Below are 23,916 nucleotides of genomic sequence, written 5' to 3' on the forward strand. Positions count from 1 at the left end.
CTTTTCCCACATAATCTTGACGCTTGCGCCTTATTATGGCCTAAGCCTGCGCCAATCCGCATTGTTGAAGACAGGCTGGCGCCATTGCGCCGCAGATAGAGCATTTTCCATGATTGCCACGAAACCCCGCGTCCGTATCGCACCGTCGCCCACCGGCGAGCCGCATGTCGGGACGGCCTATATCGCACTGTTCAACTACCTCTTCGCCAAGAAGCATGGCGGCGAGTTCATCCTGCGCATCGAAGACACCGACGCGACGCGTTCGACGCGCGAGTTCGAGGAAAAGGTCCTCGACGCGCTGCGCTGGACCGGCCTGTCCTGGGCGGAAGGCCCGGATATCGGCGGGCCCTACGGCCCCTACCGGCAGTCCGACCGCAAGGACATGTACCAACCTTACGCGCAGGAACTGCTCGACAAGGGCCATGCCTTCCGCTGCTTCTGCACGCCGGAGCGCCTCGAACAGATGCGCGAAGGCCAGCGCGCCGCCGGCAAGCCGCCGAAATACGATGGCCTCTGCCTCAACCTGACGGCTGAGGAAGTGACGGCCAAGATGGAAGCCGGCGAGACCTCGGTCATTCGCATGAAGATCCCGACCGAAGGTTCGTGCGACTTCACCGACGGCGTCTACGGCGACGTGTCGATCCCGTGGGACTCGGTGGACATGCAGGTGCTCATCAAGGGCGACGGCATGCCAACCTACCACATGGCGAACGTCATCGATGACCACCTGATGAAGATCACCCATGTGGCGCGTGGCGAGGAATGGCTGGCATCCGTGCCGAAGCACATCCTGCTTTACCGTTATTTCGGCTGGGAACAGCCGGTCTTCATGCACCTGTCGCTGATGCGCAATGCCGACAAGTCGAAGCTGTCGAAGCGCAAGAACCCGACCTCGATCTCCTATTACTCAGCGCTCGGCTACCTGCCGGAAGCGCTGATGAACTTCCTCGGCCTCTTCTTCATCCAGATGGCGGAAGGCGAGGAACTGCTCAGCATGGAAGAGCTGATCGAGAAGTTCGATGCCGACAACCTGTCCAAGGCCGGTGCGATCTTCGACATCCAGAAGCTCGACTGGCTGAACGGTCGCTGGATCCGTGAAAAGCTTTCGCCGGAAGAGTTCGTGTCCCGCACGCTCGAATGGGCGATGGAAAACAGCCGCCTGACGGAAGGCCTGAAGCATTCGCAGAGCCGCATTTCCAAGCTTGGCGAACTGCCGAACCTGGCCGGCTTCCTCCTTTCGAGCGATGTCGGCCTGACGCCGGCTTCCTTCGCGGGCCTGAAGACCAGCCCGGCGGAAACGCTGGAGATCATCAACACGGTTCAGGCCGATTTCGAAAAGATGATCGAGTGGAACGTCGAGTCGATCGACGCGGAACTGCGCAACGTCGCCGACAAGCTCGGCAAGAAGCTGCGCGTGGTAACCCCGCCGCTGTTTGTTGCCATGTCCGGTTCGTCACGGTCGCTGCCTCTGTTCGATTCGATGGCGATCCTCGGCCGCTCGGTCGTGCGCCAGCGGTTGAAGGTTGCCGCGACGGTCGTCGCCTCGATGGTCGGCGACGGGAAATAATGCCTGCGGAGGCAAGGCACTCCCTTCCCTCCGTCATTCCTGTGCTTGTCACAGGAACCCAGCTACGGCGCGTCTGCGCCGTAAGGAATGCATAAGGTCTCTCGCGCCCAAGAACTTGGGCGCACTGGATTCCTGTGACAAGCACGGGAATGACGGATACGGAGACGTTGGCCGCGCGGCACCGCCGCAACAGGATTTGAACGATGACCGAGAACACCACGACCGAAACCGCCCTCTCCTCCGATGCCACCCAGGTGCGCGCCCAGAAGCTTGCTATCCTGCGCGAAAAGATCGGCGACGTTTATCCGGCGCATTTTCACCGCACCATGACCAACGCGGAGCTGGCCGAGAAGTACAAGAACCTCGAGGCGGACGTCGAAACGCAGGATGTCGTGACGGTTGCCGGCCGTGTTTATTCCTCGCGCAACTCCGGCATGTTCATGGATATCCATGATGCCTCGGGCAAGGTGCAGATCTTCTCCCACAAGGACACCACGCCGGAAGAGGCACGCACTATGCTGCCGCTGATCGATCTCGGCGACATCATCGGCGTCACCGGCGTTGTACGCCGCACCAAGCGTGGCGAGCTGACGATCAACGCGCAGTCAATCATCATGCTGACGAAGTCGCTGCTGCCGATGCCGGAAAAGTGGCATGGTCTCTCCGACATCGAGCTGCGCTACCGCAAGCGGCACCTCGACATCATGACGAACGAGGAATCGAAGCTCCGCTTCCAGCAGCGCTCGCGCATTGTCTCCGGCATTCGCCGCTTCATGGAAGACGACGGCTTCATGGAAGTCGAAACGCCGATGCTGCATTCGGTTTATGGCGGCGCGACCGCCGAGCCGTTCAAGACGCACCACAACACGCTGAAGCTCGACATGTACCTGCGCATCGCGCCGGAACTGTTCCTGAAGCGCACGCTGGTATCGGGCCTCACCGACAAGGTCTTCGAGATCAACCGCAACTTCCGCAACGAGGGCGTGTCGACCCGGCACAATCCCGAGTTCACCATGATGGAATGCTACTGGGCCTATGCCGACTACGAGGACATCATGGACCTCGTGGAGCGCCTGTTTGCCCGGCTTGCCATGACCATCCACGGCACCACCGAGTTCAAGTTCGGCGACAAGGAACTGTCCTTCAAGGGCCCGTTCAAGCGTGTGCCGATGCCGGATGCCGTCAAGGAAGCGACGGGCATCGACTTTCTGGCGATCAAGACCGACGAGGAAGCCCGCGCCGCCGCCAAGGCTGCCGGCTTCGAGGTCGAGAAGGACTGGACCTGGGGCGAATGCCTTGCCTTCATCTTTGAGGAAAAGGTCGAGCCGACGCTCATCCAGCCGAGCCACGTCACGCATTTCCCGAAGGACATTTCGCCCTTCGCCAAGGAAGTGCCGGGCGAGCCGCGCCTCGTTGAGCGCTTCGAGACCTACTGCAATGCCTGGGAACTGGGCAACGCATTCTCCGAGCTCAATGATCCGGAAGAACAGCGCAAGCGCATGGTCGAGCAGCTAGAGCAGGCGCATGCGCGTGGCGAAAAGGACAAGCAACTGGACGACGAGTTCCTGGACGCGATCGACCAGGGCATGCCGCCGGCAGGCGGCCTCGGCATCGGCGTCGACCGGCTGGTGATGCTCTTGACCGACGCGCCGTCGATCCGCGACGTCATCCTCTTCCCGGCACGCCGGGCCAAGGCGGACTAGCTGTCCGATAAGTGAAACAAGAAAAGGCGGCTCAAGGGCCGCTTTTTTGTTTGTCTCTCAATGTGTGGGTGCAGGCTCTGCGGGATGTTCTGCGGCGGCTTCACCGCGCAGCTTCGCAAGCCAGGCAGCACCGGCGGCATCCGCCTCCGTTGACCCGTCCACCGGCTTGGGTGCAGCTTCGGCGTGTTCTACTTCCGGCTTTGGCGTGTCGGACTGCACGGCATCAGCCGCCGTCTGTTTCGACCAGCGTTTTCCGCCCTCGGCAGACGTGCGGGGTTCCGGCGCAGGCTCGGGTGCATGCGCGGCCTCGGCAGGTTCGTCTTCCGGTGCGGAATGCTCGGCGCCTTCCACAGCATGATCCTCCGCGGGCGCTTCTTGCCTGCCGCCAAAGAACATGCCGGTGATCGAGCTCAGGAAACCGCCGCTCTGCTTGGCAGCCACCTCTTCGCCATGGCCTTCGGCCGGCGCGTCATGGCCTGCCGCGGTGGGGGCCGCATCATGTCCGGAGGCTTCGCCATGGCCTTCCGTCTTGCCGTGTTCCTTGGCTTCGCCGTGCGCATCGCCGTTTGGCTTGGCGCCATGAGCGGACGCGGCTCCATGACCATCCGCGGGAATGGCGGACGGCGGATCGACGCAATCTGCAGTGTCGGTAAGGCGTGCGGTCATGCCTTCCACGTCTTCGAGCGGCAGGTCGATGCGCATGCCGTAGAACTCGCCGGATGGCGCCGCAGCGCCATCGACATAATAAGCGGAATAGGTCTGCGCCGTGACGCCATCGGGCGTCTTGGACGTATCCGGGATGTAGATCACCTGCGCGCCGATCATCCGGCCGCGCATCTGCGCCCGCGTCGTCGGGCCGCTCTTGTCGAGCATGGCCACCTGGACGAGGTGCGCCTTTTCCTTTTCCTGCACGGCCTTGGCAACACGAAGCGCGGTCTTCAGCCGCGCCATGCCGTCGCCTTGCCCGTCGGAAACAACGAATTTGCGGACCCAGTAACGCTTGTTGCGCTTGATCTTGACCGTCTCGATGGTGGTGCAGGAAAGGCCGTTAAGTTCCAGATAGGAAGGGCCGAGGATCTTGTCGGTGCCGACAAATACGGCCGCCGCGCCACTGCCCCCGCCAAGCACGACAATGCTGCCCATCACGACGAAGATGAGCTTCTTCGATAACCGGAACTTGAGACCCTTCACGTGCCGAGCTCCGGCATGAACAACTCCACGAACGCAAAAACCAACAAATGGAATATGGCCGCTAACATGGGTCATTGTTCTTGATGAAGGTTTAAGCCGCGCGCTGAATTTTGAACGACCGGGCCGTTGTTTCGGCAATAGTTCAGGCGGCACATAAAAAAGCCGAAGCCCGCGCAAGGGCGGGCTCCGACTTTCTCAATTCGTCAGCTTCAGGTCGCCTTATGCGGCCGCGCGCAGCAGTTCCTTGCGAACGAGTTCGCGGAGCGCCGTGAGGTCCTTGGAGAACAGGCGAATACCGTCCGACAGCTTTTCGGTCGCCATCTGGTCTTCGTTGAGCATCCAGCGGAAGGTCTTCTCGTCGATCGACTGCATCGGCTCGGCGGTGAAGGTTTCCGGGCTCAGCTTGCGCTCCAGCTTGCCTTCGGCCTTGTCCAGCTCGTCGAGCAGGTTCGGCGAAATCGTCAGGCGGTCACAGCCGGCAAGTGCTTCGATCTCGCCGACATTGCGGAAGGACGCGCCCATCACGATCGTCGAGATGCCGTTGGCCTTGTAGTAGTTGTAGATGTTGCGAACCGAGATGACGCCCGGATCCGTTTCAGCCGTGTAGTCCTGGCCAGTCGCCTTCTTGTGCCAGTCGAGGATTCGGCCGACGAAGGGCGAGATGAGGAAGACCTTGGCTTCGGCACATGCAATCGCCTGGGCCTGGCTGAAGAGAAGCGTCAGGTTGCAATCGATGCCTTCGGTCTGCAGCACTTCGGCAGCGCGGATGCCTTCCCAGGTCGATGCCAGCTTGATGAGGATGCGCTCGCGCTCGATGCCGAGCTCCTTGTAGGCGGCAATGATCTGGTGCGCCTTGGCGATCGAGGCTTCAGTGTCGAAGGACAGGTCGGCATCAACTTCGGTCGAAACGCGGCCAGGGACGATTTCGGCGAGACCGGCACCAACGCTGATCGCCAGGCGGTCGGCAACGGCTGCCACGATGGCATCGTCATTGCCGTTCTGCTTGCGGCCCCAGGAAACGGCTTCCTTGAACTTGTCGGCAAAGGCCGGCGAGCCGATCGCCTTCAGCACGATGGACGGATTGGTCGTGCAATCCACCGGCTTTAGCCGCGCGACGGCTTCAATGTCGCCGGTATCGGCGACGACTACAGTCATGGAACGAAGTTGCTCTAGTTTCGACGTCATCCGAATAAATCCTCATTGGGAAGCGTAAGCCTTGAACGCAGGCGGCTTCGATTGGCTCCTCAAGGGAGAGCCGCAGCGCGATGACTGACTATCACCGCTTCATGGTTAGCAAGTCAAGACATTTGTCTTCACGAATTGACATATGTTCCATCTCGAACAATATGCAAGAGACGATGGAATGAATATTAGGACGGCCCTTTGGCGAGACTGAGACGCGAGACCCATAATGCCTATTCCGACGCGGCCTCGATGCGGCTGCGCGCAGCATGGCTTTATTATAACCAGGGCCTGACGCAGAAGGACGTGGCCGAACGGCTGGGAATCAGCCGTTCCACGGTCATTCGCATGCTCGACGAGGCGATGAAGCGGTCAGAGGTGCAGATCTGGATCAGCGAGGGCATCGACAGCTGCCTCGACCTCAGCACCCGGCTGGAAAAGGCCTATGGGCTGGACGAGGCGCTGGTCGTGCCGGAGCCCAAGGACACGAGCGCGGAATCGATTGCAGCGGCTGTTGGCCTGGCGCTCGGGCAGTTCCTGACCGAATCGGTCCAGGACAACATGACGATCGGCGTCGGCTGGGGGCGCACCATGACCGCCTCGCTTTCAAGCTTCCGCCCGCAGCGCAAGGAGAACTGCAAGGTCGTCTCCCTGCTTGGCGGCATCGTCGCCGTGCACCAGACGAACCCGATCGATTATACGTGGCGTTTTGCCGGACAGCTGAACGCCGAATGCTACATGTTCCTCGCCCCCCTGCTTGTCGACTCGGTGAAGACAAAGCAGGCGCTGATCGAGAAATGCGGTCTGAAGGCGATCTACGACCTGGCGGAAAACCTCGACCTCGCGGTCGTCAGTTGCGGTGACATAGGTCCGCATTCCACATCACTTTCGGAAGGATTCATGTCAAAGGCGGAGCTGGAACGGCTGATCGCCGCCGGCTGCGTCTGCGACACGATGTTCAACTTCCTCGATGAGGACGGCCGTTCGGTCGATCACGCGCTGAACGACCGGGTGATGTCGGTTGATCTCGATACGCTGAAGAAGGCCAGGCACATCGTGCTTTCTTCGGGCGGCGCCCACCGGGCGGTGGCGATCCGCGCCACCATCCGCCGCATAGGCTGCAATACGCTGATTACCGACGAGACGGCGGCACGGGAATTGTTGCGGCTGGCGGAAGAGGCCTAAGACGCCTCAGGCATTCCCCGCTTCCCAGCCGAGGATCGCCCGCTTGCGGGTGAGCCCCCAGTGGTAACCGGTGAGCGCTCCGCTTTTGCCCAAAGCCCGGTGGCAGGGCACCACGAAGGAAATCGGGTTGGCACCGATCGCAGCACCCACCGCACGGCTTGCCGTTGGCTGGCCGATGTCGTTGGCGACATGCGAATAGGTCACCGCCTTGCCGAACGGGATCTTCAGCAGACTTTTCCAGACGCGCACCTGGAAGTCCGTGCCGATCAGCACGACCTTCAACGGCTGGTCCGCCGACCACTGCGAACGGTCGAAGATACGCCGGATGTAGGGAGCCGTTGCTTCCTGGTCATGCACGTATTGCGCATTTGGCCAGCGCCGCGCCATGTCCTCGAAGGCCGCGGTCTCGCCGCCAAGATCGGCAAAGGCGAGCCCGGAGAGGCCACGCTCCGTCGCCATCACCAGCGCCTGCCCAAAGGGTGACGGGTGGAAACCGTATCGGATCGTCAAGCCGCCGCCGCGTGCCTTCCATTCACCGGGAGACATCGCTTCGTGGGTCACGAAAAGGTCGTGCAGGCGGCCCGGACCGGAAAGCCCCAGTTCATAGGAAGCCTCGAGCAACGGCAGTTCCTCCTTGCCGAGCAGGCGCTTGGCATGGTCGAGCGTCACGGCCTGCAGGAAAGCTTTTGGTGACAGCCCCGCCCAGCGGGTGAAAAGTTTCTGCAGCTGCGTCGGCGACTGGCCGATCTCGGCGGCGATCGCCTCCAGCGTCGGCTGGTTGCGATAATCGAGCGTTACCAGTTCGATGACCTGGCGCACCGTCTCGTAGTCCGAACCCTCCGGCGTCACGTCGATCGCGGTTTCGGCGAGCCTGGCTTCGGTGATCTCTGCAAGCATGTTCATGGTCATTCTCCTCCGCGACAAAGTCATCAGCTCGCGCTGACCACCTTCATCGCCTGTTCGTGATGCCAAACATGCCCCTTCAGTGCCGCACGAACCACCCGTTTCTTGTGGCTTTGCGCGAGAAATTGTCAGATCCGGCGCTTTACCGTCGCAAGCGCGCCCATGAAGGCCTTGGCGAAGCTTTCGCGGTCATCCGGGTTGAGGAAGGAGCCGATGTCGGTCGCCCTGCCCTCGCCCGTAACATACATGCCGATGATGCCGAATTCATCGTGACGCCTGACGTCGAAACGCGCCCGGAACGGGTTGAACCGGTGCTCCACCATGCGGCCCGCCGGCGAGAACTTGCGGATGGAGAGGTCGGTGCGCGACACGACCACCTCTTCCCGCTGCCGCCCGGACCGATAGCTCATCTTCAGCGCGAGATAGAGGCCGAGGAAATCGAGCCCGAAGAAGAAGCCGATCGGATAGGCACCGGTTGCCAGGAAGAACACGCCGTAGCCGAGGCAGATGACGCCCGTCAGCACCAGCACGACGCGAAACCCGGTCTTGCCGAGCGAGCGATACGGCGTCAGTTCAGCCGCAAAGACAGGCGTGTCATTGGTGACGTCCACGTTGCGTTCCTTCATGGAGGCTGGCTATAGAGGTGCATATGGCAAGCCCCAAACCGAAATCCAGCACCAGCAGTTTGCAAAAGTCAAATCGCGCTCCGGCCAAGAAAGTCGTGCGCCGGCCGAAGCGCTTCAAGTCTGCCTATACGCCCGCCGAGATGGAAGAAATCTTCCGTCGCTTTTCCGTCCAGCGGCCGGAGCCGAAGGGCGAGCTGGAGCATGTAAACCCCTTCACGCTGGTGGTGGCGGTGGCGCTGTCGGCGCAGGCGACCGATGCCGGCGTGAACAAGGCGACGCGCGGCCTCTTCAAGGTGGCCGACACTCCGGAAAAGATGCTGGCGCTCGGCGAAGAAGGCGTCATCGAGCATATCAAGACAATCGGGCTTTATCGAAACAAGGCCAAGAACGTCATCGCGCTCTGTCGCATGCTGATCGACGAATTCGGATCACAAGTACCGCGAACGCGCGAAGAACTGACGCGGCTGCCGGGTGTGGGCCGCAAGACCGCCAACGTGGTCATGTCCATGGCCTTCGGTATTCCGACGCTTGCCGTCGACACGCATGTCTTCCGGCTCGGCAATCGGCTGCTGATGGCGCCGGGCAAGACACCGGATGAGGTGGAGGAGCAGTTCCTCAAGGTCATTCCGGAGCAATATCTCTTCCACGCTCACCACTGGCTGATCCTGCACGGGCGCTACACCTGCAAGGCGCGCCGCCCCGAATGCGAGCACTGCGTGATCGCCGATCTCTGCCGCTCGCCGGAGAAATCCTGCGACATCCCGGCGCCGCTGGTGGAGCTACCGCCGCAACTGATTGGCGCCGGCGCCGCCGTCGAGGGTGAATGACGGATCGCGCTTGCCGACCGCCTTGTGCAGGTGGACCATCAATCCTGCAGCAAACAGCGGCGTCAGCAGGTTGACGATCGGGATCGCCAGGAAGCAGGCGATCAGCAGCCCCGCGATGAACACTGTCGAAGAATGTTTGGAGCGGAAGGCGCGCGCCTCCTTCGGCGAGCGGAAACGCATCGCCGCGAACTCGAAGAATTCGCGGCCGAGCAGGTAACCGTTCACCAGGAAAAAGGCGATCAGGTTGACGCCCGGGATGAACAGCAAGAACAGCGCGATGATGTTGCCGACGATCACCACGCCCAAGAACTGGATGGAGCCGAGGATCGCCTGCCCAAGCGGCAGCGCCTTCCCCGGCGGATCGTCAGGGTAGTCGCGCTTCTCGACCACCTCCGCCACGTCATCGAGAAACAGGCCGGCAATCAGCGCGGTGATGGGCGCGATCAGCAATGCCAGCGCAAGCGCAAGCCCGAGGCCGGCGGCAATCGCCGCAAAAAGCGTGAGCCAACCGGCCCATTCCGGCAGGTCCGGAAAGAAGGCGGCAAACCATGGCCAGGCATAGAGGATGAAGATCTCGCGCAAGCCGAACCACAGGGCGACCAGCACAAGCAGCGTCAGCCCCAGCGTCTTCCAGAATGCCGCACGCGTTTCCTGCGCGAAAAGATTGACGAGTGAAAGACGGGCGGCCTCGAGGATCATGAACGGTCTCCGGTTGCCGCACAGATGTAGGATGGCGTAAAACCTGGGGCAAGTTGCCAGGCGTGATGACGGTGAGGAGGTCAGCACATGGAGAGACCAGCAAATGCAGCGACCGAGACTAACCCTTCCGTCAAGATCGACGAGCGTATCCGCGAACTCGGCGACTGGCGCGGCGAGACGCTTGCGAATGTTCGAAAGCTCATCCTTGCGGCAGAGCACGGCATCGTCGAGGAGTGGAAATGGCGAGGCGTTCCCGTCTGGGAAAAGGGCGGCATCATCTGCACCGGCGAAACCTACAAGGCGGTGGTGAAGCTGACTTTTGCCAAGGGCGCGGCGCTCGAGGACCCGGCCGGGCTTTTCAACGCCAGCCTTGAGGGAAATACGCGCCGCGCGATCGACCTCCATGAGGGCGAGCGGATCAATGGCGAGGCGCTCCAGGCTTTGGTGCGCGCGGCGATTGCGCTGAACACGGCGCCAAAACCGGGCAAGAAGAAGCAGGCTTGACGGGGGGTCTTGACGGGAACGTGGACGGCACTGCGCTCCGTCAGATTCTCCATTGTGCATCTGCGAAATGCCCTTAGACTACGACTGCTTTTGGCCAATTGCTTAACGAATAAGGGGACGTTGGGTATGAAGGGTATGTTCGCTCTGGGGATGATGTCGCGACGCGGCCTGATGGCGCTGGCCCTGGCCGGAACGGCCGTGTTCGCCGGCGCGCCGGCGTTCGCTACCCCGAAGACTGCGATCACGATTGGCATGGCCATCGAGCCGACCGGCCTCGATCCGACGGTCGCCGCACCGGTCGCGATCGGCCAGGTAACCTGGCAGAACATCTTCGAAGGTCTGACCACCATCGACAAGGATGGCAAGGTCCAGCCGCAGCTTGCCGAAAGCTGGGAGATTTCCGAAGACGGCAAGACCTATACCTTCAAGCTGCGCCAGGGCGTGACCTTCCACAACGGCGTTCCCTTCGACAGTTCGGTCGCGAAGTTCTCGATCGACCGAGCCCGCGGCGCCGACTCCGTCAACCCGCAGAAGCGCTACTTCGCCTCAATCGAAGCTGTCGAAACGCCGGATCCGTCGACCCTGGTGCTGAAGCTCAGCGAACCGGCCGGAAGCCTGCTCTACTGGCTGGGCTGGCCCGCCTCCAGCATGGTCGAGCCGAAGTCTGCTGTCGACAACAAGACGACCCCGATCGGCACCGGGCCGTTCAAGTTCGTCAGTTGGGCCAAGGGCTCCAAGGTGGACCTGACGAAAAACGCCGACTACTGGAACAAGTCTGTCTCGGTGAAGCTCGATAGTGCTGCCTTCCGCTTTATCGGCGATCCGCAGGCGCAGGCTGCCGCGCTTCGCGCCGGCGACGTCGATGCCTTCCCGGAATTCGGTGCGCCGGAACTCGTCAAATCCTTCGAGGGCGACAAGCGGCTCGCAACCGTCATCGGCAATACCGAACTCAAAGTCGTTGCCGGCATGAACAACAGCCGCAAGCCGTTTGACGACAAGCGCGTGCGCCAGGCGCTGATGATGGCGGTTGATCGCGCCACGGTGGTTGAAGGCGCATGGTCGGGCTACGGCACGCCGATCGGCAGCCACTACACGCCGAACGACCGCGGCTACAAGGACCTGACCGGCGTCTATCCCTACGATCCGGAAAAGGCCAAGGCGCTTTTAGCGGAAGCCGGTTATGCGAACGGCCTCACCTTCACGATCAAGGCGCCGCAGATGGCCTATGCGCAGCGCACCTCGCAGGTGCTGCAGGCGATGCTCGCGGAAATCGGCGTGACGATGAACATCGAGACCACGGAGTTTCCGGCCAAGTGGGTGGCGGACGTGCTGAAGGCCGCCGACTACGACATGACCATCGTGGCGCATGCCGAGCCGATGGACATCGATATCTATGCCCGCGATCCCTACTACTTCAACTACAAGAACCCCGCCTTCAATGATGTGCTGAAGGCGATCGAGGCAACGGCCGACCCGGCCGAGCAGGAACGGCTTTATGGTGAAGCTCAAGAGATCCTCGCCAATGACGTGCCGGCGCTGTTCCTGTTCGTCATGCCGAAGCTCGGTATCTGGGACGCCAAGGTCAAAGGCCTTTGGGAAAACGAGCCCATTCCTTCCAACGTCCTGACGGAGGTGCATTGGGAAGAGTGAAGCGCTTTGCCCCTCACCCTAGCCCGTTCGCCGTTCTGACAGGGAGAGGGAACCTCCCAGTCATTTCCCGCGTGCCATCCGGTGAGGGAGCGGCATCGCCCTTCTTCCCGCAAGCGGGGAGAAGGTGGCGGCAGTTAGATGCGAGGCGGACACAAACATGATCGCCATCCTCATCCGCCGCATCATCAGCCTCATCGTCACGCTGATCGTCGTGTCGCTGCTGATCTTCACGGTGATGGACCTGCTTCCGGGCGACCCGGCCTCGATCATGCTTGGCACTTCGGCGAGCCCCGACACGCTGGCGGCGCTCAGGACCCAGCTCGGGCTCGATCAACCGCTGCCGCTGCGTTACCTCGGCTGGCTCTCCGGCGTCTTTCAGGGCGACCTTGGCCAGTCCTATACCTATGGCGTACCGGTCGCAGGACTGATCGCGGAGCGGCTGGCGGTCACCATCCCGCTTGCCTTGATGGCGGTCCTCCTGTCGATCCTCATCGCCATCCCGCTCGGCGTACAGGCCGCGCGCCGCCATAACGGCCTGTTCGATTATGCCGTCGGCCTCCTCTCCTATGTCAGCATTGCAGTGCCCGCCTTCTGGGTCGGCCTGCTGCTCATCATCCTGTTTTCCTCCATGCTGGGCTGGATGCCGGCAGGCGGTTTCCCCGGATGGGACGCCGGCCTTCTTGCCGGGCTGCAGGCGCTGCTCCTGCCAGCCATTGCGCTCGCACTGCCGCAGGCCGGCGTGCTGACCCGCGTCGCCCGCGCTGCCGTGCTGGAGGTGATGAACGAGGATTACGTGCGCACCGCGCTTGCCAAGGGCGTCAGCGAACGCACCGCGATCTGGCGCCATGCGGTGCCGAATGCCGCGATCCCGGTGGTCACCATGCTTGGCCTGCAATTCACCTTCCTCATCGCCGGGGCGGTGCTGGTGGAGAATGTCTTCAACCTGCCGGGCCTTGGCCGGCTCGCCTACCAGGCGCTTTCCCAGCGCGACATCATCGTCATGCAGGACGTCGTGCTGTTCTTCTCCGCGCTGGTCATCCTCATGAATTTCCTGGTCGATCTCGTTTACCTGGTGATCGACCCGCGCCTGCGGGCGGATGCGCAATGATCCGCGCCCTGCACCGCCCCGTCCTGATCATCGGCTTCGTCATCACCGTGGCGCTGTTTGCGGTTGCCCTCCTGTCGCTGGTCTGGACGCCGCTGCCGCCAGCCAAGATGAACATCGTCCACAAGCTGAACGCGCCGCTGGAATTCGGCCTGCTCGGCACTGACCAGTTCGGCCGCGACGTTGCCTCCATGCTGATGGTGGGCGCCTGGAACTCGCTCTCGACATCGCTTCTCGCGGTAGCGCTCGGCGCCTGCGTCGGAACCGCGATCGGCGTCATCGTCGCCATGCGGCGCGGCTGGCTGGAAGTCTTCGTCATGCGCGGCTGTGACATCATTTTTGCCGTGCCGCCGATCCTTTCGGCCATGATGCTGGGGGCCTTCATCGGCTCCGGCCGCTTCACCGCCATCGTCGCGATCGGCACCTTCATGGTTCCGGTCTTCGCGCGGCTGACGCTGGGTGCGGCCCTGCAGATCTGGACGCGCGATTATGTGGCCGCGGCGGTCGGCATGGGGCGCTCCAAAAGCCGCATCACGCTCGTCCACATCCTGCCCAACATTTCCAACCAGATCATCGTGCAGGTCACCGTCCAGCTCGGGCTGGCCATCCTGACGGAAGCAGGGCTCTCCTTCCTGGGGCTCGGCATGCCGCCGCCAAATCCGACCTGGGGCCGCATGCTGGCGGATGCCCAGACTTATCTCGGCCAGGCGCCCTGGCTGGCGCTGATGCCGGGCCTTGCCATTGCCTTTGCCGTTTTGGGTCTCAACATGCTGGGTGACGGGCTGCGAGACCTGCTGGACCCTCGCAACGACGGCTGATCCTGATTTTCATGACGAGAAGAAGATATTGCCATGCATGACCTGTTGAAGTTGACGATCCGGGAAATCCTTGCGCTTTACGCATCGAAAACGCTCTCTCCGTCCGAATATTGGTCGGCGGTGGAGGCGCGCGTGGAGGCGTTCGAGCCGCATGTCCAGGCGCTGTATCTCTACAATCCCGAGAGCGCGCGACAGCAGGCGGCAGCCTCGACCGAGCGTTGGATGAAGGGCGAGACGCTTGGCCTGCTCGACGGCATCCCGGTGACGCTGAAGGAACTGATCGCCACCAAGGGCGACCCGGTGCCGTTGGGCACTGCCGCGGTCGAGCTTGTGCCTGCCGCCGAGGATGCCCCGGCCGCAGCGCGCCTGCGCGAAGACGGCGCGGTTATCTTTGCCAAGACCACCTGCCCGGACTACGGCATGTTGTCCTCGGGCCTTTCGAGCTTCCACCCCCTGAGCCGCAATCCATGGGACCTGACGCAAAACCCCGGCGGCTCCAGTGCGGGTGCGGCGGCTGCCGGCGCTGCCGGTTATGGCCTCCTCCATATCGGCACCGATATCGGCGGATCTGTCCGCCTCCCCGCCGGCTGGACCGGCCTCTTTGGCTTCAAGCCGAGCCACGGCCGCATCCCGGTCGATCCGTTCTACGTCGGCCGCTGCGCTGGCCCGATGACGCGCACGGTGGAGGACGCGGCAATCTCCATGGCGACCCTGTCGCGGCCCGACTGGCGGGACGGGACGTCGCTGCCCCCGAACGACTTCGACTGGATGGATTTCGAAATCGACCTCAAGGGCATGAAGATCGGGCTGATGCTGGAGGCTGGCATCGGCCTGCCGGTCGAGGCCGAGGTGCGCGATGCCGTCACCGTGGCCGCCAGGCGTTTCGAGGAGGCCGGCGCCGAGATCATCCCCGTCGAGCCGATCATGACACGCGTCATGCTGGACGGGCTCGATAACTTCTGGCGGGCACGCTTCTGGGGCGACATCGAGAAGATGCCGGAGGAACGGCGGGCACTCATCCTGCCCTACATCCACCAATGGGCTGAAGGCGGCACCTATATCTCCGGCGTCGAGGCGGTGCGTGGCTTCAACCAGACGATCGAGATGCGGAAGGCCGCCGGCGCCCTGTTCACCCGCGTCGACGCCGTTCTGTCGCCCACTAACCCCATCGTATCCTATCCCGCAGACTGGGCCTCGCCCACCAATGATCCGTCGAAGCCATTTGAGCACATCGGCTTCACCGTGCCATGGAACATGTCGGAGCAGCCGGCGGCCTCGATCAACTGCGGCTTCTCCTCTTCCGGTATGCCGATCGGCCTGCAGATCGTCGGGCCGCGGTTTGGGGATCTCGTGGTGCTGAAGCTGTCGCGCGCTTTCGAGCAATGGACGGGCGGCATCACCCGCTGGCCAGAACCCCCGACAGCGTAGCGAGTTGTTTCGCGCACACGGGAACCTTCACGGTTTTGCCGCGTTTACCGCCCGCAGCACCGAACGCGAGCCGTTGACGCTTGCGGAGGTGGACGGGGACAAGAGGCATTCTCACATACAGTGGATCCTGATCCATCTCCCTCGGCCGCTCGGTGCAGATGATTTCTGAAAGCCGCCGCTTTCGCGGTGCGCTCTAACGCCCGATCCAAAGGAGACAGACATGCCTACGACGACGACCGGTAGCCAGAGCGATTTCAACCGCAATCGGACCGATGGCTCGGCCAGCGACATCGAGGCACAGCTCCAGCAGCTTCGCGAAGACATCCGCAACCTTGCCCGCAGCGTCGCCGCAGCCGGCAACGAGAAGGCAGATGAAGTGAAGGGCAAGGCTCGCCGCGCCGCAAGCGATGCCGCCGATGCCTCGCTGCAGATGGTGGATGCTGCCCGCGAGCAGGCAAAGTCGCTGGAGCGCGACCTCGAGCGCCAGATCCGCAGCAACCCGCTGCAGTCTGTTGCGATCGCTGCCGGCGTTGGCTTCCTTTTCGCGCTGATCACCCGCCGCTAACATCATAGGACGGCTGACATGCTCACAGGATTGGGGCCGGTTCTGGCTTCGTTTGCCGCAGTCGACATCGCGACATTCACCCGCAAGCTGAAACGCAACGCGCTGCTTTATTCGGTCGCGTTGCTGTTTCTGCTAACGGCCTATGTTCTGGCGGTTGCAGCACTTGCCATTTATCTCGGCCAGACACTGGGCCTGCCGATCGCGCTCCTTTCCGTGGCCGGCGGCGCATTCTTTCTGGCGCTCATCCTGATGATCTGGGCCTCTGCCGCCAACCGCGCCGAAGAACGCCGCAAGCGTGAAGCCGCTTCGGCCAACAGCAGCAAGGCCTTGATGATGACGGCCGCACTCTCTGCACTGCCGGCGGTGATCAAGTCGAAGCCGCTGCTGCTTTTGTCTGCTGCGGGTGGACTTGGCTTCCTGATGATGAAGACGATGGGCACCAAGCGCCGCTACGAAGACCCCACCGACTACTGATCGAAACAAGATTGCTTATCTTGATCGGCCGCTTGTTCGTCAGGCGGCCGATTTCTTTTGTGCCGGCTCCAGGACGGTACGCCCTGCCCTATGGTCTGCGGCTCTCAGCGACACCTCAGCTTGGCATCCGGCAAAACAAAAGCCGCCCGATGGTCATCGGACGGCTTTTGTTTTGGTGAGGCGGAAGCGATCAGCTCCCGAAAGCACGTGCAGTGATTGCTGCGTCACCCGCGTCCGGGCCGTAGTCGCTCTCGCCGGAAACGCCAAGCAGTTCCTGAAGCCTGGTGCGTGCACGCGACACGCGGCTCTTGATGGTGCCGACGGCGCATCCGCAAATCGCGGCCGCTTCCTCGTAGGCAAAGCCCGCAGCGCCAACCAGGACAATCGCTTCACGCTGGTCATCCGGCAGCTTGTCGAGCGCCTTGCGGAAATCCTGCAAGTCGAGGCGACCATATTGTTCCGGGTGCACCGAGAACCGCTCGCTGAACAGGCCATCGCTGTCCTGCACTTCGCGGCCACGCTTGCGCATCTGGCTGTAGAATTCGTTGCGAAGGATGGTGAAGAGCCAGGCGCGCATATTGGTGCCGGCGGTGAAGCTGGACTGGTTGGCCCAGGCCTTCATGATCGTGTCTTGCACAAGGTCATCCGCCTTGTCGTGTCGTCCGGTCAGGGACACGGCGAAGGCACGCAGGTTGGGCAGAGACGAAAGGAGGTCCCGCTTGAAGCCGCGGTCGTCGATCTCTTCCTCCTGGCTCATTTTGCATTCACCGACTTTGCGTTCTTTTCCGCCTGTTCAAGACGTTCAAGAAGATCAAGGAAACGATCGGGGATGCCTTCTTCCTGCACGGCGTCGTAAAACTCGCGCAGTTTTCTAGAAATCGATGCGTTCGGCTGCACCGCTCCCGGTTTGACTTCACTCGATTGTAGAACTGTCATATCATTCGGGTTTCTGTTCTCTTCGTCACTCATCACGCGGGCAGCCTGTTACGATATCGTCCGCGGATAATACGCGACGAGAAAAAAAGTTCCCACCTTGCGGAACATTTTTTTGGTACCCACGTTCACTACAGGTCAATTGCCCGTCTGGGCACCAGGGGAGATTTTGTATGTCACTTACCACACGCGTTGCGTCTCACCTTCCATATCTGCGCCGCTACGCTCGAGCTGTCACCGGATCACAAACTTCGGGAGATGCCTACGTTGCGGCTGTCTTGGAAGCTCTGATCGCAGACGTGTCCATTTTTCCGGAGTCGTCGAAGGATCGCGTCTCGCTCTACAAACTGTTCGTCGCAATTTTTGGTTCCACGAACATCGAGATCCGCCCGATCGAGTCGCCGTTTGCCTGGGAACAGCGCGCTGCGGCCAATCTTTCGGCTCTTCCCTCTCAGGCGCGCCACGCATTCCTGCTGATCTCCGTTGAAGGCTTCACCATTGAAGAAACCGCGGAAGTACTGGATGTCAGCGTTGCCGAAGTGAACCGCCTGCTCGATGAAGCCACCCGCGAAATTTCGCGCCAGGTCGCAACCGACATCATGATCATCGAGGACGAGCCGCTGATCGCGCTCGACATCGAACAGATGGTGCAGGACCTCGGCCACCGCGTCACCGGCATTGCCCGCACCCACAAGGAAGCGGTGGCACTGTTCAACTCGTCGAACCCCAAGATGGTGCTCGCCGATATCCAGCTCGCCGACGGCAGCTCGGGCATCGACGCGGTCAACGAGATCCTGAAGTCGTCGAGTGTACCGGTGATCTTCATCACCGCCTTCCCGGAGCGGCTGCTCACCGGCGAGCGTCCGGAGCCGGCCTTCCTGGTCACCAAGCCGTTCAACCCGGACATGGTGAAGGCGCTGATCAGCCAGGCGCTGTTCTTCAACGAGGCAGTGAAGGCGGCTGCATAAGACGATCTTCCACAGATGAAGAAATGACCGGCAGGAACAAACGGCAACTGCGTGATGTTGTGGGTATTCAAACGGAGATACCTATGACGTCGAATGCATCTGCCGCTTTTTCTGCCGGATCTCGGTTCGCTTCGCTGCTGGCCCGACCGGCTGTGACGGAGCCATTGGCACGACTTTCTTTACCTTGTCAGGCACATACTGTCGGATCCCGGCACATGTGATGCCCCGAAGAAACGGATGCTCGCACATTTCGGATGCCGTATATTCGAGGCGTCCGGCGGTCCAAGAAGCAACCAGGCGGAGTGAATGAATTGGTGCATCCCCTGACATGGCAGCAAGCTGGTCAGAGTGATGACAAGCTACGCGAGTTCTTCATGCCGGCCCTGGTCGACCTTGGGGCGAGCATCATCATCCAGAACGCCGACCGCGACTATCTGTTCGTCACCAACCTTCCCGAGATCTGGGCGGTGGAGCACAAATCCACTCCGAGTGACCTCAGCCTGTTTGGCGAGGAGGTTGCCGCGCGCCTGGCTGCGCTGAAGGCCGACATCCGGGAGGCGGGCAACAAGGGCCATATCGAAATCATCGTCGGAACAGAACAGGTCTACGAGTTCCGCGTCCAGGCCGTCGAATTCGCCAAGGGCGGCGTGCATCTCGTCACCACCATCATCGACCGCTCCGAGGAGCGCCATCGCGAACGGCTGCTGCGCGCGCTTCTCCGCGAAGTCAGCCACCGGTCAAAGAACCTGCTGGCGATCATCCAGAGCATTGCGCTGCAGACCGCGCGCTATTCCGGATCGCTGGAGCTTTTCCTGCACAAGTTCCGCGGGCGGCTTTATTCGCTCTCGCAGAGCCAGGACCTGATTACCGATTCCAGCTGGCGCGGCGCCTATTTCTTTGAACTGGTGCAGCAGCAGACGGAGAAATACCTGCCGGAGAACAAGCACCTGGTGCGCGTTCACGGCGACAACCTGCTGCTGACTCCGAATGCCTCGTTGCATCTCGGCCTTGCCCTGCACGAGCTCATCGTCAACGCCGTCAGCCACGGCTCGCTGTTGCGCAGCGGCCGGGTGATCAACGTCACCTGCACGCGCACGCAGATCAATGATCACGACATGCTTGAAATGGTGTGGGACGAGGTGCTCGACGAGGGCAGCGAGCCGGACCAGCATGACGAGGCGCTGAAGGCGCATTTCGGCAGCACGGTGCTTGAGCGCGTCGTTCCCGCTTCGGTGAACGGCAAGGCCACCTATGTGATCTCCAAGGAGCGCATCAGCTACCGCCTCACCTTCCCGCTGGAAACCGGCGCAGAATAGACGCACCGCATCTGCAAGTGTGCAAGCATCACCGTGGTGCGGATCTGCGGTTAAACGAATGTCGTGAGGAAACAGATGCCCAAAACTGAGCTGGGTCGGTTCCGATTTTGCGGAGCCGACCCAGTTCGTCTCTTCGAGGGGGATTGAAGAGTATGTCCGAAGGCTTTGTAGGGCGGGGGACGGGGGGTCGCCTTCGAACACTCACATAACGGGCCGCTCGGACTTTGGTTCCGCTCCGTTGCAATTATTTTTGGGTGTCGGCGAGAAAAATGAAATGGCGGCACAAGGCCGCCATTTCCAAGCGTTTCCGGCGTGAGCCTCAGTGTTTGAGAGCCCGTGGATCCAGCGCATCGCGGATCGCGTCACCCATATAATTGACGCTGAGCACGGTGAGCGAGATCGCCAGACCGGGCCACAAGACGCGCGACGGCGTCAGTTGCAGGAAGTTTGCGCCATCGAACAACAGGCGCCCCCAGGTCGGGAAGTCGGACGGGAAGCCGAGCCCGAGGAAGCTGAGCGCCGATTCCGTGATGATCGCCGAGGCGATACCGAGCGTCGCCGACACCATGATCGAGCTCAACACGTTGGGCAGGATATGCCTCAGGATGATCCGGTATTCCCGCATGCCGCTCGATTTGGCCGCCAGGATGAATTCCTGGCTTTTCACCGCCAGCACGTCGCCGCGCACAATTCGAGCGGTATGCATCCAGCTTGTGATGCCGATCACCCCCACGATCAGGATGAAGATGCCGGTCTCGGGGCCAAATGCTGCGCGAAGCGTATCGCGAAACAACATCAGGATCACCAGGAGCAGCGGCAGCAGCGGCAAGGCGAGAAAGAGGTCGGTCAACCGCATCAGCGGACCATCCAGCCTGCGGAAGTAACCCGACAGCACGCCCACAAGCGTGCCGAGCACCAGCGCAAGCAGCATGGCCGTGATGCCGACCGCAAGCGAGATCCGCCCGCCGGCCAGTACCTGTGCCAGCATGTCCTTGCCGAGATTGTCGGTCCCGAACGGATGCGCCAGCGACGGCCACTGGTTCTTGTCCTTGATATTGATGGCGTTTGGCGCCACGCGATGGATGTAAGGCCCGACAAAGACGGCAAGCACGATGAAGGTGAAGACGATCAGCCCGGCCACCCCGCCCTTGTGGGAGCGGAACTGGCGCCAGATGTCGGCAAAGGCCGATCGGGCAGGCGTGGCCGCTTTCGCCGGCGGCGCATCGGCAATGGTCGCATCAGTCATAACGGATCCTCGGATCAAGAATGCCGTAGAGTACGTCGGCGATGAGGTTGAAGAACACGATCAGCACGGCGAAGATGAAGGTCAGCGTCTGTACAAGCGGAATATCCGCCCCCTGCACTGCCGTGATCAGCAACTGGCCGAGCCCGTTCACCCGGAAGATCTGTTCGGTGATGATGGCGCCCGAGAAGATGGTGGGCACGCCCAGCGCGATGACGGTGACCACCGGGATCAGGCTGTTGCGCAGCACATGCACCAGCAGAACCGCCTTTTCCTTCACGCCCTTGGCACGCGCCGTGCGCACATAGTCCTGATGCAGGTTGTCCAGCATCGAGGCACGCACGAAACGGGTGATCTGCGAGGCGTTGTAGAGTGCCAGCACGGTCACCGGCAGGGCCATCTGCTTCACCTGCTGGATGAAGCTCGACACGTCCGTCACCACCAGGTTCGTGTCGTACACCGACGGGAACCACTGCAGGTAGGACGAGAAGATGACGATCAGCAGCACGCCGGTGAAGAAGGTCGGGACGGAATAACCGACCATCGCCAGGAAGGTACCGATCTGGTCGAAGATCGAATACTGGCGATAAGCGGAAATCACCCCGATCGGGATCGCCAGCAACACGCCGAAGAGATAGGCGAGCCCAACAACCCACAGCGTCTGCGGCAGGCGCTGCACGATGAGGTCGACCACCGGGCTACGCGTCGCCCAGGACAGGACGCGCATGCGGTCGCCATCGCCGAACTGCCAGCCGGTCAGTCTTTCGAGAATATTGAGCGGTTCGTTGATGAAGAACTGCTGTAGCCAGTAGAGGTAGCGGATGAAGAAGGGCTGGTCGAGACCAAGCGAGGCCCTGATCTGTTCGCGAACTTCCGGCGGAATGGTCAGGGGCAGGTCGCCCGTCGGATCATTGGGAGCGAGATCCAGGAGGGCGAAAATCACGAAGCTGATGATCAGCAGGGTCGGGATTGCAAACAGCAATCGCCGCAGAGTGTATGTGAACATGCAATGTCTCCGAGCTGGCGCGGGAGAAAAACCAGCGACCGGGCCCGCCTTAAAAGGCAGGCCCGGTCTGTGGCGTTACTTCTTGCGCGACCAGTCGGCGACGTTCCACAGTTCGGAGTCCCAGGCATTCATCTTCACGCCTTCCAGCGTGACGGAATGCGAGGAGATCTGACCGCGGTAGATGAGCGGGATATGGGCGCCCTCTTCCGTCAGCATGTCGTTGAGCTGCTTGGCGAGCTCTTCACGCTTGGAAATGTCCGCGGTTTTGGAAAGCTCGTTGACGAGCTTGTCGTATTCCGGGTTGCAGTAGCGCGGAATGTTCTGGCCCTGCCAGCCGTTCTCCGGACCCGGAACCTTGTCGCAAAGCCATTCGGCCAGGTACTTTTCAGGATCGGTGCCGTCGAAGTTGTTGGTGTACATTTCAACGTCGGCATAGAACTTCTGGAAGGTATCCGGGCTTGCCGGGTCGCCGCCGAAGAAGACGGAAGCCGAAGCATTGCGCAGTTCGGCGTCAACGCCGATCTCGGCCCACATCGCCTTCACCAGTTCCTGGGTCGCCTGGCGAACCGAGTTGGTGGAGGTGGTGTAGAGGAAGGAAAGACGAACGCCGTCCTTGGCGCGGATGCCATCCGGGCCCTTCTTCCAGCCTGCATCTTCGAGCAGCTTGTTGGCGCCCTCGATGTCCTGCTTCAGGCACCAGCTGTCGTTCTTGGTGGAAGCATAGGCCGGCGGGCCGGGGACGATGTTGCAGGTCGGCTTGCCAGCTTCGCCGTAACCGGCCTCATCGATGATGTCGCGGTCGATCGCGAGCGAAAGCGCGCGGCGAACGGCAGGATCAGACAGGGACGGGTGCGGACCGGCTTCCTTGGTGGAGCGCTTCGCGCCGAGTGCCGGATCGGCATTGTAGTGGTTGAGGTTGATACGCTCGACCTGTGTGCCGAAGGCGGTGACCAGCGTGCCCTTGCCGGCCTTCATCATGGTTGCAAGCACTTCCGGCTCGACCTGCATGTTCCAGGCGTAGTCGTATTCGCCGGTTTCAAGAACCGCACGGGCAGCAGAGGCCGCATCGCCGCCGCCCTTCAGCGTCACGCTTGCAAAGGCGGGCTTGGCCGGATCACGGTAGTTTTCGTTGGCCGTCAGGGTGATCACGTCGTTCGGCTTGAAGTCCTTGACGACGAAGGGGCCGGTGCCGACCGGCTTGAAGTTGGCGTCCGTGCAGCCCGGGGCCTTGGCACCAACGCAGTTTTCGAACTGCTTCTTCTGGATGATCGGCGACTGGGCGCCGACAAACGCGCTGTAGGGGTAAGGCTTCGGCTCGGTGAAGGTGATCTTGATCGTCTGCGGATCCGGAGCCTCGACGCTCTTGACGCCTTCATACTGGGCTGCCTGGGCGCAGCCGCCGTCCGGCGCTGTGCAGTACTTCCAGGTGAAGATCGCGTCTTCCGCGGTGAACGGCGTGCCGTCCGACCACTTCACGTCCGGCTTGATCTTCCAGGTCATGCTCAGGAGGTCCTGGGCGACCCCACCATTCTCGAGCGTCGGGATCTCGGTCACCAGCGTCGGAACCAGTTCGCCCTTCTCGTCGTAGCGCGCCAGCGGCTCGATCACCATCGAGGACGCGTAGACTTCCTTGGTGCCCCCCGACAGGTACGGGTTCATGGTGGAAACCGCCTGCCAGAAGAGGATCTTGAGATCCCCGTCCGTTCCGCGTTCTGCCTGCGCGGCAGTGCCGCCCAAGGCAAGCGCGGCGACGGTGCCGGCCAGAAGAAGCTTGAGGTTTTTCATGCTGATATTCCCCTTTATCGTTCTCTTGTGAGTTGTGTGCATGGCGCCCGGACCTGCCGGTATATGCGCGTGCCGCCGCTGCAACGTCTCATTCCTCAACATATTGACGTTGCAGATTTATTCCCTGTTCTTTCTCCCTAGACTTAGCCTCAAGAACAAGTTCTGTCCTGCTCGTCTTGTGCGAGCTTGAACAAATTTTGAGCCATCTAAGCATAGGCCTATTTTACGTTCAAGACGG

Annotated in this window: 23 protein-coding genes; 13 read left to right on the forward strand and 10 right to left on the reverse strand. The window is 61.7% G+C overall.

Features of this window, described 5'->3' with window-relative positions:
* Positions 1 to 109 precede the first annotated feature (109 nt).
* Positions 110 to 1,567, forward strand: coding sequence for a glutamate--tRNA ligase (gene gltX / locus CYG48_RS11495; RefSeq protein ID WP_118850513.1), 1,458 nt, complete (start codon positions 110 to 112; stop codon positions 1,565 to 1,567).
* Between the two features lie 203 nt (positions 1,568 to 1,770).
* Complete coding sequence (lysS, locus tag CYG48_RS11500; RefSeq protein WP_118850514.1) at positions 1,771 to 3,270, forward strand: lysine--tRNA ligase; 1,500 nt, start codon at positions 1,771 to 1,773, stop codon at positions 3,268 to 3,270.
* Positions 3,271 to 3,327: 57 nt separating this feature from the next.
* Here the strand turns inward: lysS and CYG48_RS11505 are convergent, their stop codons facing one another.
* Together CYG48_RS11505 and tal are read right to left on the reverse strand one after the other, a co-directional pair.
* A complete protein-coding gene (locus CYG48_RS11505) occupies positions 3,328 to 4,461 on the reverse strand; it encodes a hypothetical protein (RefSeq protein ID WP_118850515.1) in 1,134 nt (377 codons plus the stop codon).
* 219 nt (positions 4,462 to 4,680) lie between these two features.
* Complete coding sequence (gene tal / locus CYG48_RS11510; RefSeq protein WP_118850516.1) at positions 4,681 to 5,646, reverse strand: transaldolase; 966 nt, start codon at positions 5,644 to 5,646, stop codon at positions 4,681 to 4,683.
* Positions 5,647 to 5,895: 249 nt separating this feature from the next.
* On the opposite strand from tal, the gene CYG48_RS11515 reads away from it, so the two are divergent.
* A complete protein-coding gene (locus tag CYG48_RS11515; RefSeq protein ID WP_445304337.1) occupies positions 5,896 to 6,828 on the forward strand; it encodes a sugar-binding transcriptional regulator in 933 nt (310 codons plus the stop codon).
* A gap of 6 nt (positions 6,829 to 6,834) precedes the next feature.
* On the opposite strand, the gene CYG48_RS11520 is transcribed toward CYG48_RS11515, so the two are convergent.
* Complete coding sequence (locus CYG48_RS11520; RefSeq protein ID WP_118851616.1) at positions 6,835 to 7,731, reverse strand: methylated-DNA--[protein]-cysteine S-methyltransferase; 897 nt, start codon at positions 7,729 to 7,731, stop codon at positions 6,835 to 6,837.
* 128 nt (positions 7,732 to 7,859) lie between these two features.
* On the reverse strand, positions 7,860 to 8,357 hold the full coding sequence (locus tag CYG48_RS11525) for a DUF2244 domain-containing protein (protein WP_199925127.1): 498 nt from the start codon (positions 8,355 to 8,357) through the stop codon (positions 7,860 to 7,862).
* A gap of 23 nt (positions 8,358 to 8,380) precedes the next feature.
* On the opposite strand from CYG48_RS11525, the gene nth reads away from it, so the two are divergent.
* On the forward strand, positions 8,381 to 9,184 hold the full coding sequence (nth, locus tag CYG48_RS11530; RefSeq protein ID WP_118850518.1) for an endonuclease III: 804 nt from the start codon (positions 8,381 to 8,383) through the stop codon (positions 9,182 to 9,184).
* Here the strand turns inward: nth and CYG48_RS11535 are convergent.
* Positions 9,137 to 9,883, reverse strand: coding sequence for a sulfate transporter family protein (locus CYG48_RS11535; RefSeq protein WP_118850519.1), 747 nt, complete (start codon positions 9,881 to 9,883; stop codon positions 9,137 to 9,139). The two genes, nth and CYG48_RS11535, sit on opposite strands and share 48 nt — an antisense overlap.
* Before the next feature lie 87 nt (positions 9,884 to 9,970).
* Here CYG48_RS11535 and CYG48_RS11540 point away from each other — a divergent pair, with 87 nt between their 5' ends.
* The 7 genes from CYG48_RS11540 to CYG48_RS11570 all read left to right on the forward strand — a co-directional run bounded on the left by CYG48_RS11540 (position 9,971) and on the right by CYG48_RS11570 (position 16,427).
* Positions 9,971 to 10,387 (forward strand): DUF1801 domain-containing protein, encoded by a 417-nt coding sequence (locus tag CYG48_RS11540; protein ID WP_118850520.1) that lies wholly within the window; start codon positions 9,971 to 9,973, stop codon positions 10,385 to 10,387.
* Between the two features lie 126 nt (positions 10,388 to 10,513).
* Positions 10,514 to 12,037 (forward strand): ABC transporter substrate-binding protein, encoded by a 1,524-nt coding sequence (locus tag CYG48_RS11545; RefSeq protein ID WP_118850521.1) that lies wholly within the window; start codon positions 10,514 to 10,516, stop codon positions 12,035 to 12,037.
* A 157-nt stretch (positions 12,038 to 12,194) separates the two neighbouring features.
* Entirely contained in the window at positions 12,195 to 13,145 is a 951-nt protein-coding gene (locus tag CYG48_RS11550; protein ID WP_118850522.1) for an ABC transporter permease, read from the forward strand.
* Positions 13,142 to 13,960 carry an ABC transporter permease gene (locus CYG48_RS11555; RefSeq protein WP_199925128.1) on the forward strand — a complete coding sequence of 273 codons (819 nt, stop codon included), beginning with the start codon at positions 13,142 to 13,144 and terminating at the stop codon, positions 13,958 to 13,960. Before CYG48_RS11550 ends, CYG48_RS11555 begins: the two co-directional genes overlap by 4 nt.
* A gap of 33 nt (positions 13,961 to 13,993) precedes the next feature.
* Complete coding sequence (locus CYG48_RS11560; RefSeq protein WP_118850523.1) at positions 13,994 to 15,388, forward strand: amidase; 1,395 nt, start codon at positions 13,994 to 13,996, stop codon at positions 15,386 to 15,388.
* Between the two features lie 220 nt (positions 15,389 to 15,608).
* Complete coding sequence (locus CYG48_RS11565) at positions 15,609 to 15,953, forward strand: DUF883 family protein (RefSeq protein WP_118850524.1); 345 nt, start codon at positions 15,609 to 15,611, stop codon at positions 15,951 to 15,953.
* Positions 15,954 to 15,971: 18 nt separating this feature from the next.
* Positions 15,972 to 16,427 (forward strand): hypothetical protein, encoded by a 456-nt coding sequence (locus tag CYG48_RS11570; RefSeq protein WP_150132716.1) that lies wholly within the window; start codon positions 15,972 to 15,974, stop codon positions 16,425 to 16,427.
* A 190-nt stretch (positions 16,428 to 16,617) separates the two neighbouring features.
* On the opposite strand, the gene CYG48_RS11575 is transcribed toward CYG48_RS11570, so the two are convergent.
* On the reverse strand, positions 16,618 to 17,184 hold the full coding sequence (locus CYG48_RS11575; RefSeq protein ID WP_118850526.1) for an RNA polymerase sigma factor: 567 nt from the start codon (positions 17,182 to 17,184) through the stop codon (positions 16,618 to 16,620).
* The gene (locus tag CYG48_RS11580; RefSeq protein WP_199925290.1) at positions 17,181 to 17,363 is read right to left on the reverse strand and encodes a NepR family anti-sigma factor; all 183 of its coding nucleotides are present in this window, start codon (positions 17,361 to 17,363) and stop codon (positions 17,181 to 17,183) included. Before CYG48_RS11580 ends, CYG48_RS11575 begins: the two co-directional genes overlap by 4 nt.
* 170 nt (positions 17,364 to 17,533) lie before the next feature.
* On the opposite strand from CYG48_RS11580, the gene CYG48_RS11585 reads away from it, so the two are divergent.
* Together CYG48_RS11585 and CYG48_RS11590 are read left to right on the forward strand one after the other, a co-directional pair.
* A complete protein-coding gene (locus CYG48_RS11585; protein ID WP_118850528.1) occupies positions 17,534 to 18,328 on the forward strand; it encodes a response regulator in 795 nt (264 codons plus the stop codon).
* A gap of 374 nt (positions 18,329 to 18,702) precedes the next feature.
* Positions 18,703 to 19,644, forward strand: coding sequence for a sensor histidine kinase (locus CYG48_RS11590; protein ID WP_245450332.1), 942 nt, complete (start codon positions 18,703 to 18,705; stop codon positions 19,642 to 19,644).
* A gap of 319 nt (positions 19,645 to 19,963) precedes the next feature.
* On the opposite strand, the gene CYG48_RS11595 is transcribed toward CYG48_RS11590, so the two are convergent.
* From CYG48_RS11595 to CYG48_RS11605, 3 genes are all read right to left on the reverse strand, one after another.
* A complete protein-coding gene (locus CYG48_RS11595; RefSeq protein WP_118850529.1) occupies positions 19,964 to 20,890 on the reverse strand; it encodes an ABC transporter permease in 927 nt (308 codons plus the stop codon).
* Entirely contained in the window at positions 20,883 to 21,893 is a 1,011-nt protein-coding gene (locus CYG48_RS11600) for an ABC transporter permease (protein WP_118850530.1), read from the reverse strand. The genes CYG48_RS11595 and CYG48_RS11600 overlap by 8 nt, the downstream gene beginning before the upstream one ends.
* A gap of 75 nt (positions 21,894 to 21,968) precedes the next feature.
* Positions 21,969 to 23,678 (reverse strand): peptide ABC transporter substrate-binding protein, encoded by a 1,710-nt coding sequence (locus CYG48_RS11605; protein WP_118850531.1) that lies wholly within the window; start codon positions 23,676 to 23,678, stop codon positions 21,969 to 21,971.
* Between the last annotated feature and the right edge of the window lie 238 nt (positions 23,679 to 23,916).

Source organism: Neorhizobium sp. SOG26 (genome assembly GCF_003491345.1).
GTDB lineage: Bacteria > Pseudomonadota > Alphaproteobacteria > Rhizobiales > Rhizobiaceae > Neorhizobium > Neorhizobium turbinariae.

Bases quoted from the DNA above. Each gene is read 5' to 3' on its own strand.
- CYG48_RS11580 (WP_199925290.1), bottom strand. From the start codon at position 17,363: ATGACAGTTCTACAATCGAGTGAAGTCAAACCGGGAGCGGTGCAGCCG.
- gltX (WP_118850513.1), top strand. From the start codon at position 110: ATGATTGCCACGAAACCCCGCGTCCGTATCGCACCGTCGCCCACCGGC.
- CYG48_RS11550 (WP_118850522.1), top strand. From the start codon at position 12,195: ATGATCGCCATCCTCATCCGCCGCATCATCAGCCTCATCGTCACGCTG.
- CYG48_RS11605 (WP_118850531.1), bottom strand. From the start codon at position 23,678: ATGAAAAACCTCAAGCTTCTTCTGGCCGGCACCGTCGCCGCGCTTGCC.
- CYG48_RS11515 (WP_445304337.1), top strand. From the start codon at position 5,896: ATGCGGCTGCGCGCAGCATGGCTTTATTATAACCAGGGCCTGACGCAG.
- CYG48_RS11590 (WP_245450332.1), top strand. From the start codon at position 18,703: ATGCCGGCCCTGGTCGACCTTGGGGCGAGCATCATCATCCAGAACGCC.
- CYG48_RS11600 (WP_118850530.1), bottom strand. From the start codon at position 21,893: ATGTTCACATACACTCTGCGGCGATTGCTGTTTGCAATCCCGACCCTG.
- CYG48_RS11535 (WP_118850519.1), bottom strand. From the start codon at position 9,883: ATGATCCTCGAGGCCGCCCGTCTTTCACTCGTCAATCTTTTCGCGCAG.
- CYG48_RS11520 (WP_118851616.1), bottom strand. From the start codon at position 7,731: ATGAACATGCTTGCAGAGATCACCGAAGCCAGGCTCGCCGAAACCGCG.
- CYG48_RS11565 (WP_118850524.1), top strand. From the start codon at position 15,609: ATGCCTACGACGACGACCGGTAGCCAGAGCGATTTCAACCGCAATCGG.
- CYG48_RS11575 (WP_118850526.1), bottom strand. From the start codon at position 17,184: ATGAGCCAGGAGGAAGAGATCGACGACCGCGGCTTCAAGCGGGACCTC.
- CYG48_RS11555 (WP_199925128.1), top strand. From the start codon at position 13,142: ATGATCCGCGCCCTGCACCGCCCCGTCCTGATCATCGGCTTCGTCATC.
- tal (WP_118850516.1), bottom strand. From the start codon at position 5,646: ATGACGTCGAAACTAGAGCAACTTCGTTCCATGACTGTAGTCGTCGCC.
- CYG48_RS11545 (WP_118850521.1), top strand. From the start codon at position 10,514: ATGAAGGGTATGTTCGCTCTGGGGATGATGTCGCGACGCGGCCTGATG.
- lysS (WP_118850514.1), top strand. From the start codon at position 1,771: ATGACCGAGAACACCACGACCGAAACCGCCCTCTCCTCCGATGCCACC.
- CYG48_RS11525 (WP_199925127.1), bottom strand. From the start codon at position 8,357: ATGAAGGAACGCAACGTGGACGTCACCAATGACACGCCTGTCTTTGCG.
- CYG48_RS11540 (WP_118850520.1), top strand. From the start codon at position 9,971: ATGGAGAGACCAGCAAATGCAGCGACCGAGACTAACCCTTCCGTCAAG.
- CYG48_RS11585 (WP_118850528.1), top strand. From the start codon at position 17,534: ATGTCACTTACCACACGCGTTGCGTCTCACCTTCCATATCTGCGCCGC.
- CYG48_RS11560 (WP_118850523.1), top strand. From the start codon at position 13,994: ATGCATGACCTGTTGAAGTTGACGATCCGGGAAATCCTTGCGCTTTAC.
- nth (WP_118850518.1), top strand. From the start codon at position 8,381: ATGGCAAGCCCCAAACCGAAATCCAGCACCAGCAGTTTGCAAAAGTCA.
- CYG48_RS11595 (WP_118850529.1), bottom strand. From the start codon at position 20,890: ATGACTGATGCGACCATTGCCGATGCGCCGCCGGCGAAAGCGGCCACG.
- CYG48_RS11570 (WP_150132716.1), top strand. From the start codon at position 15,972: ATGCTCACAGGATTGGGGCCGGTTCTGGCTTCGTTTGCCGCAGTCGAC.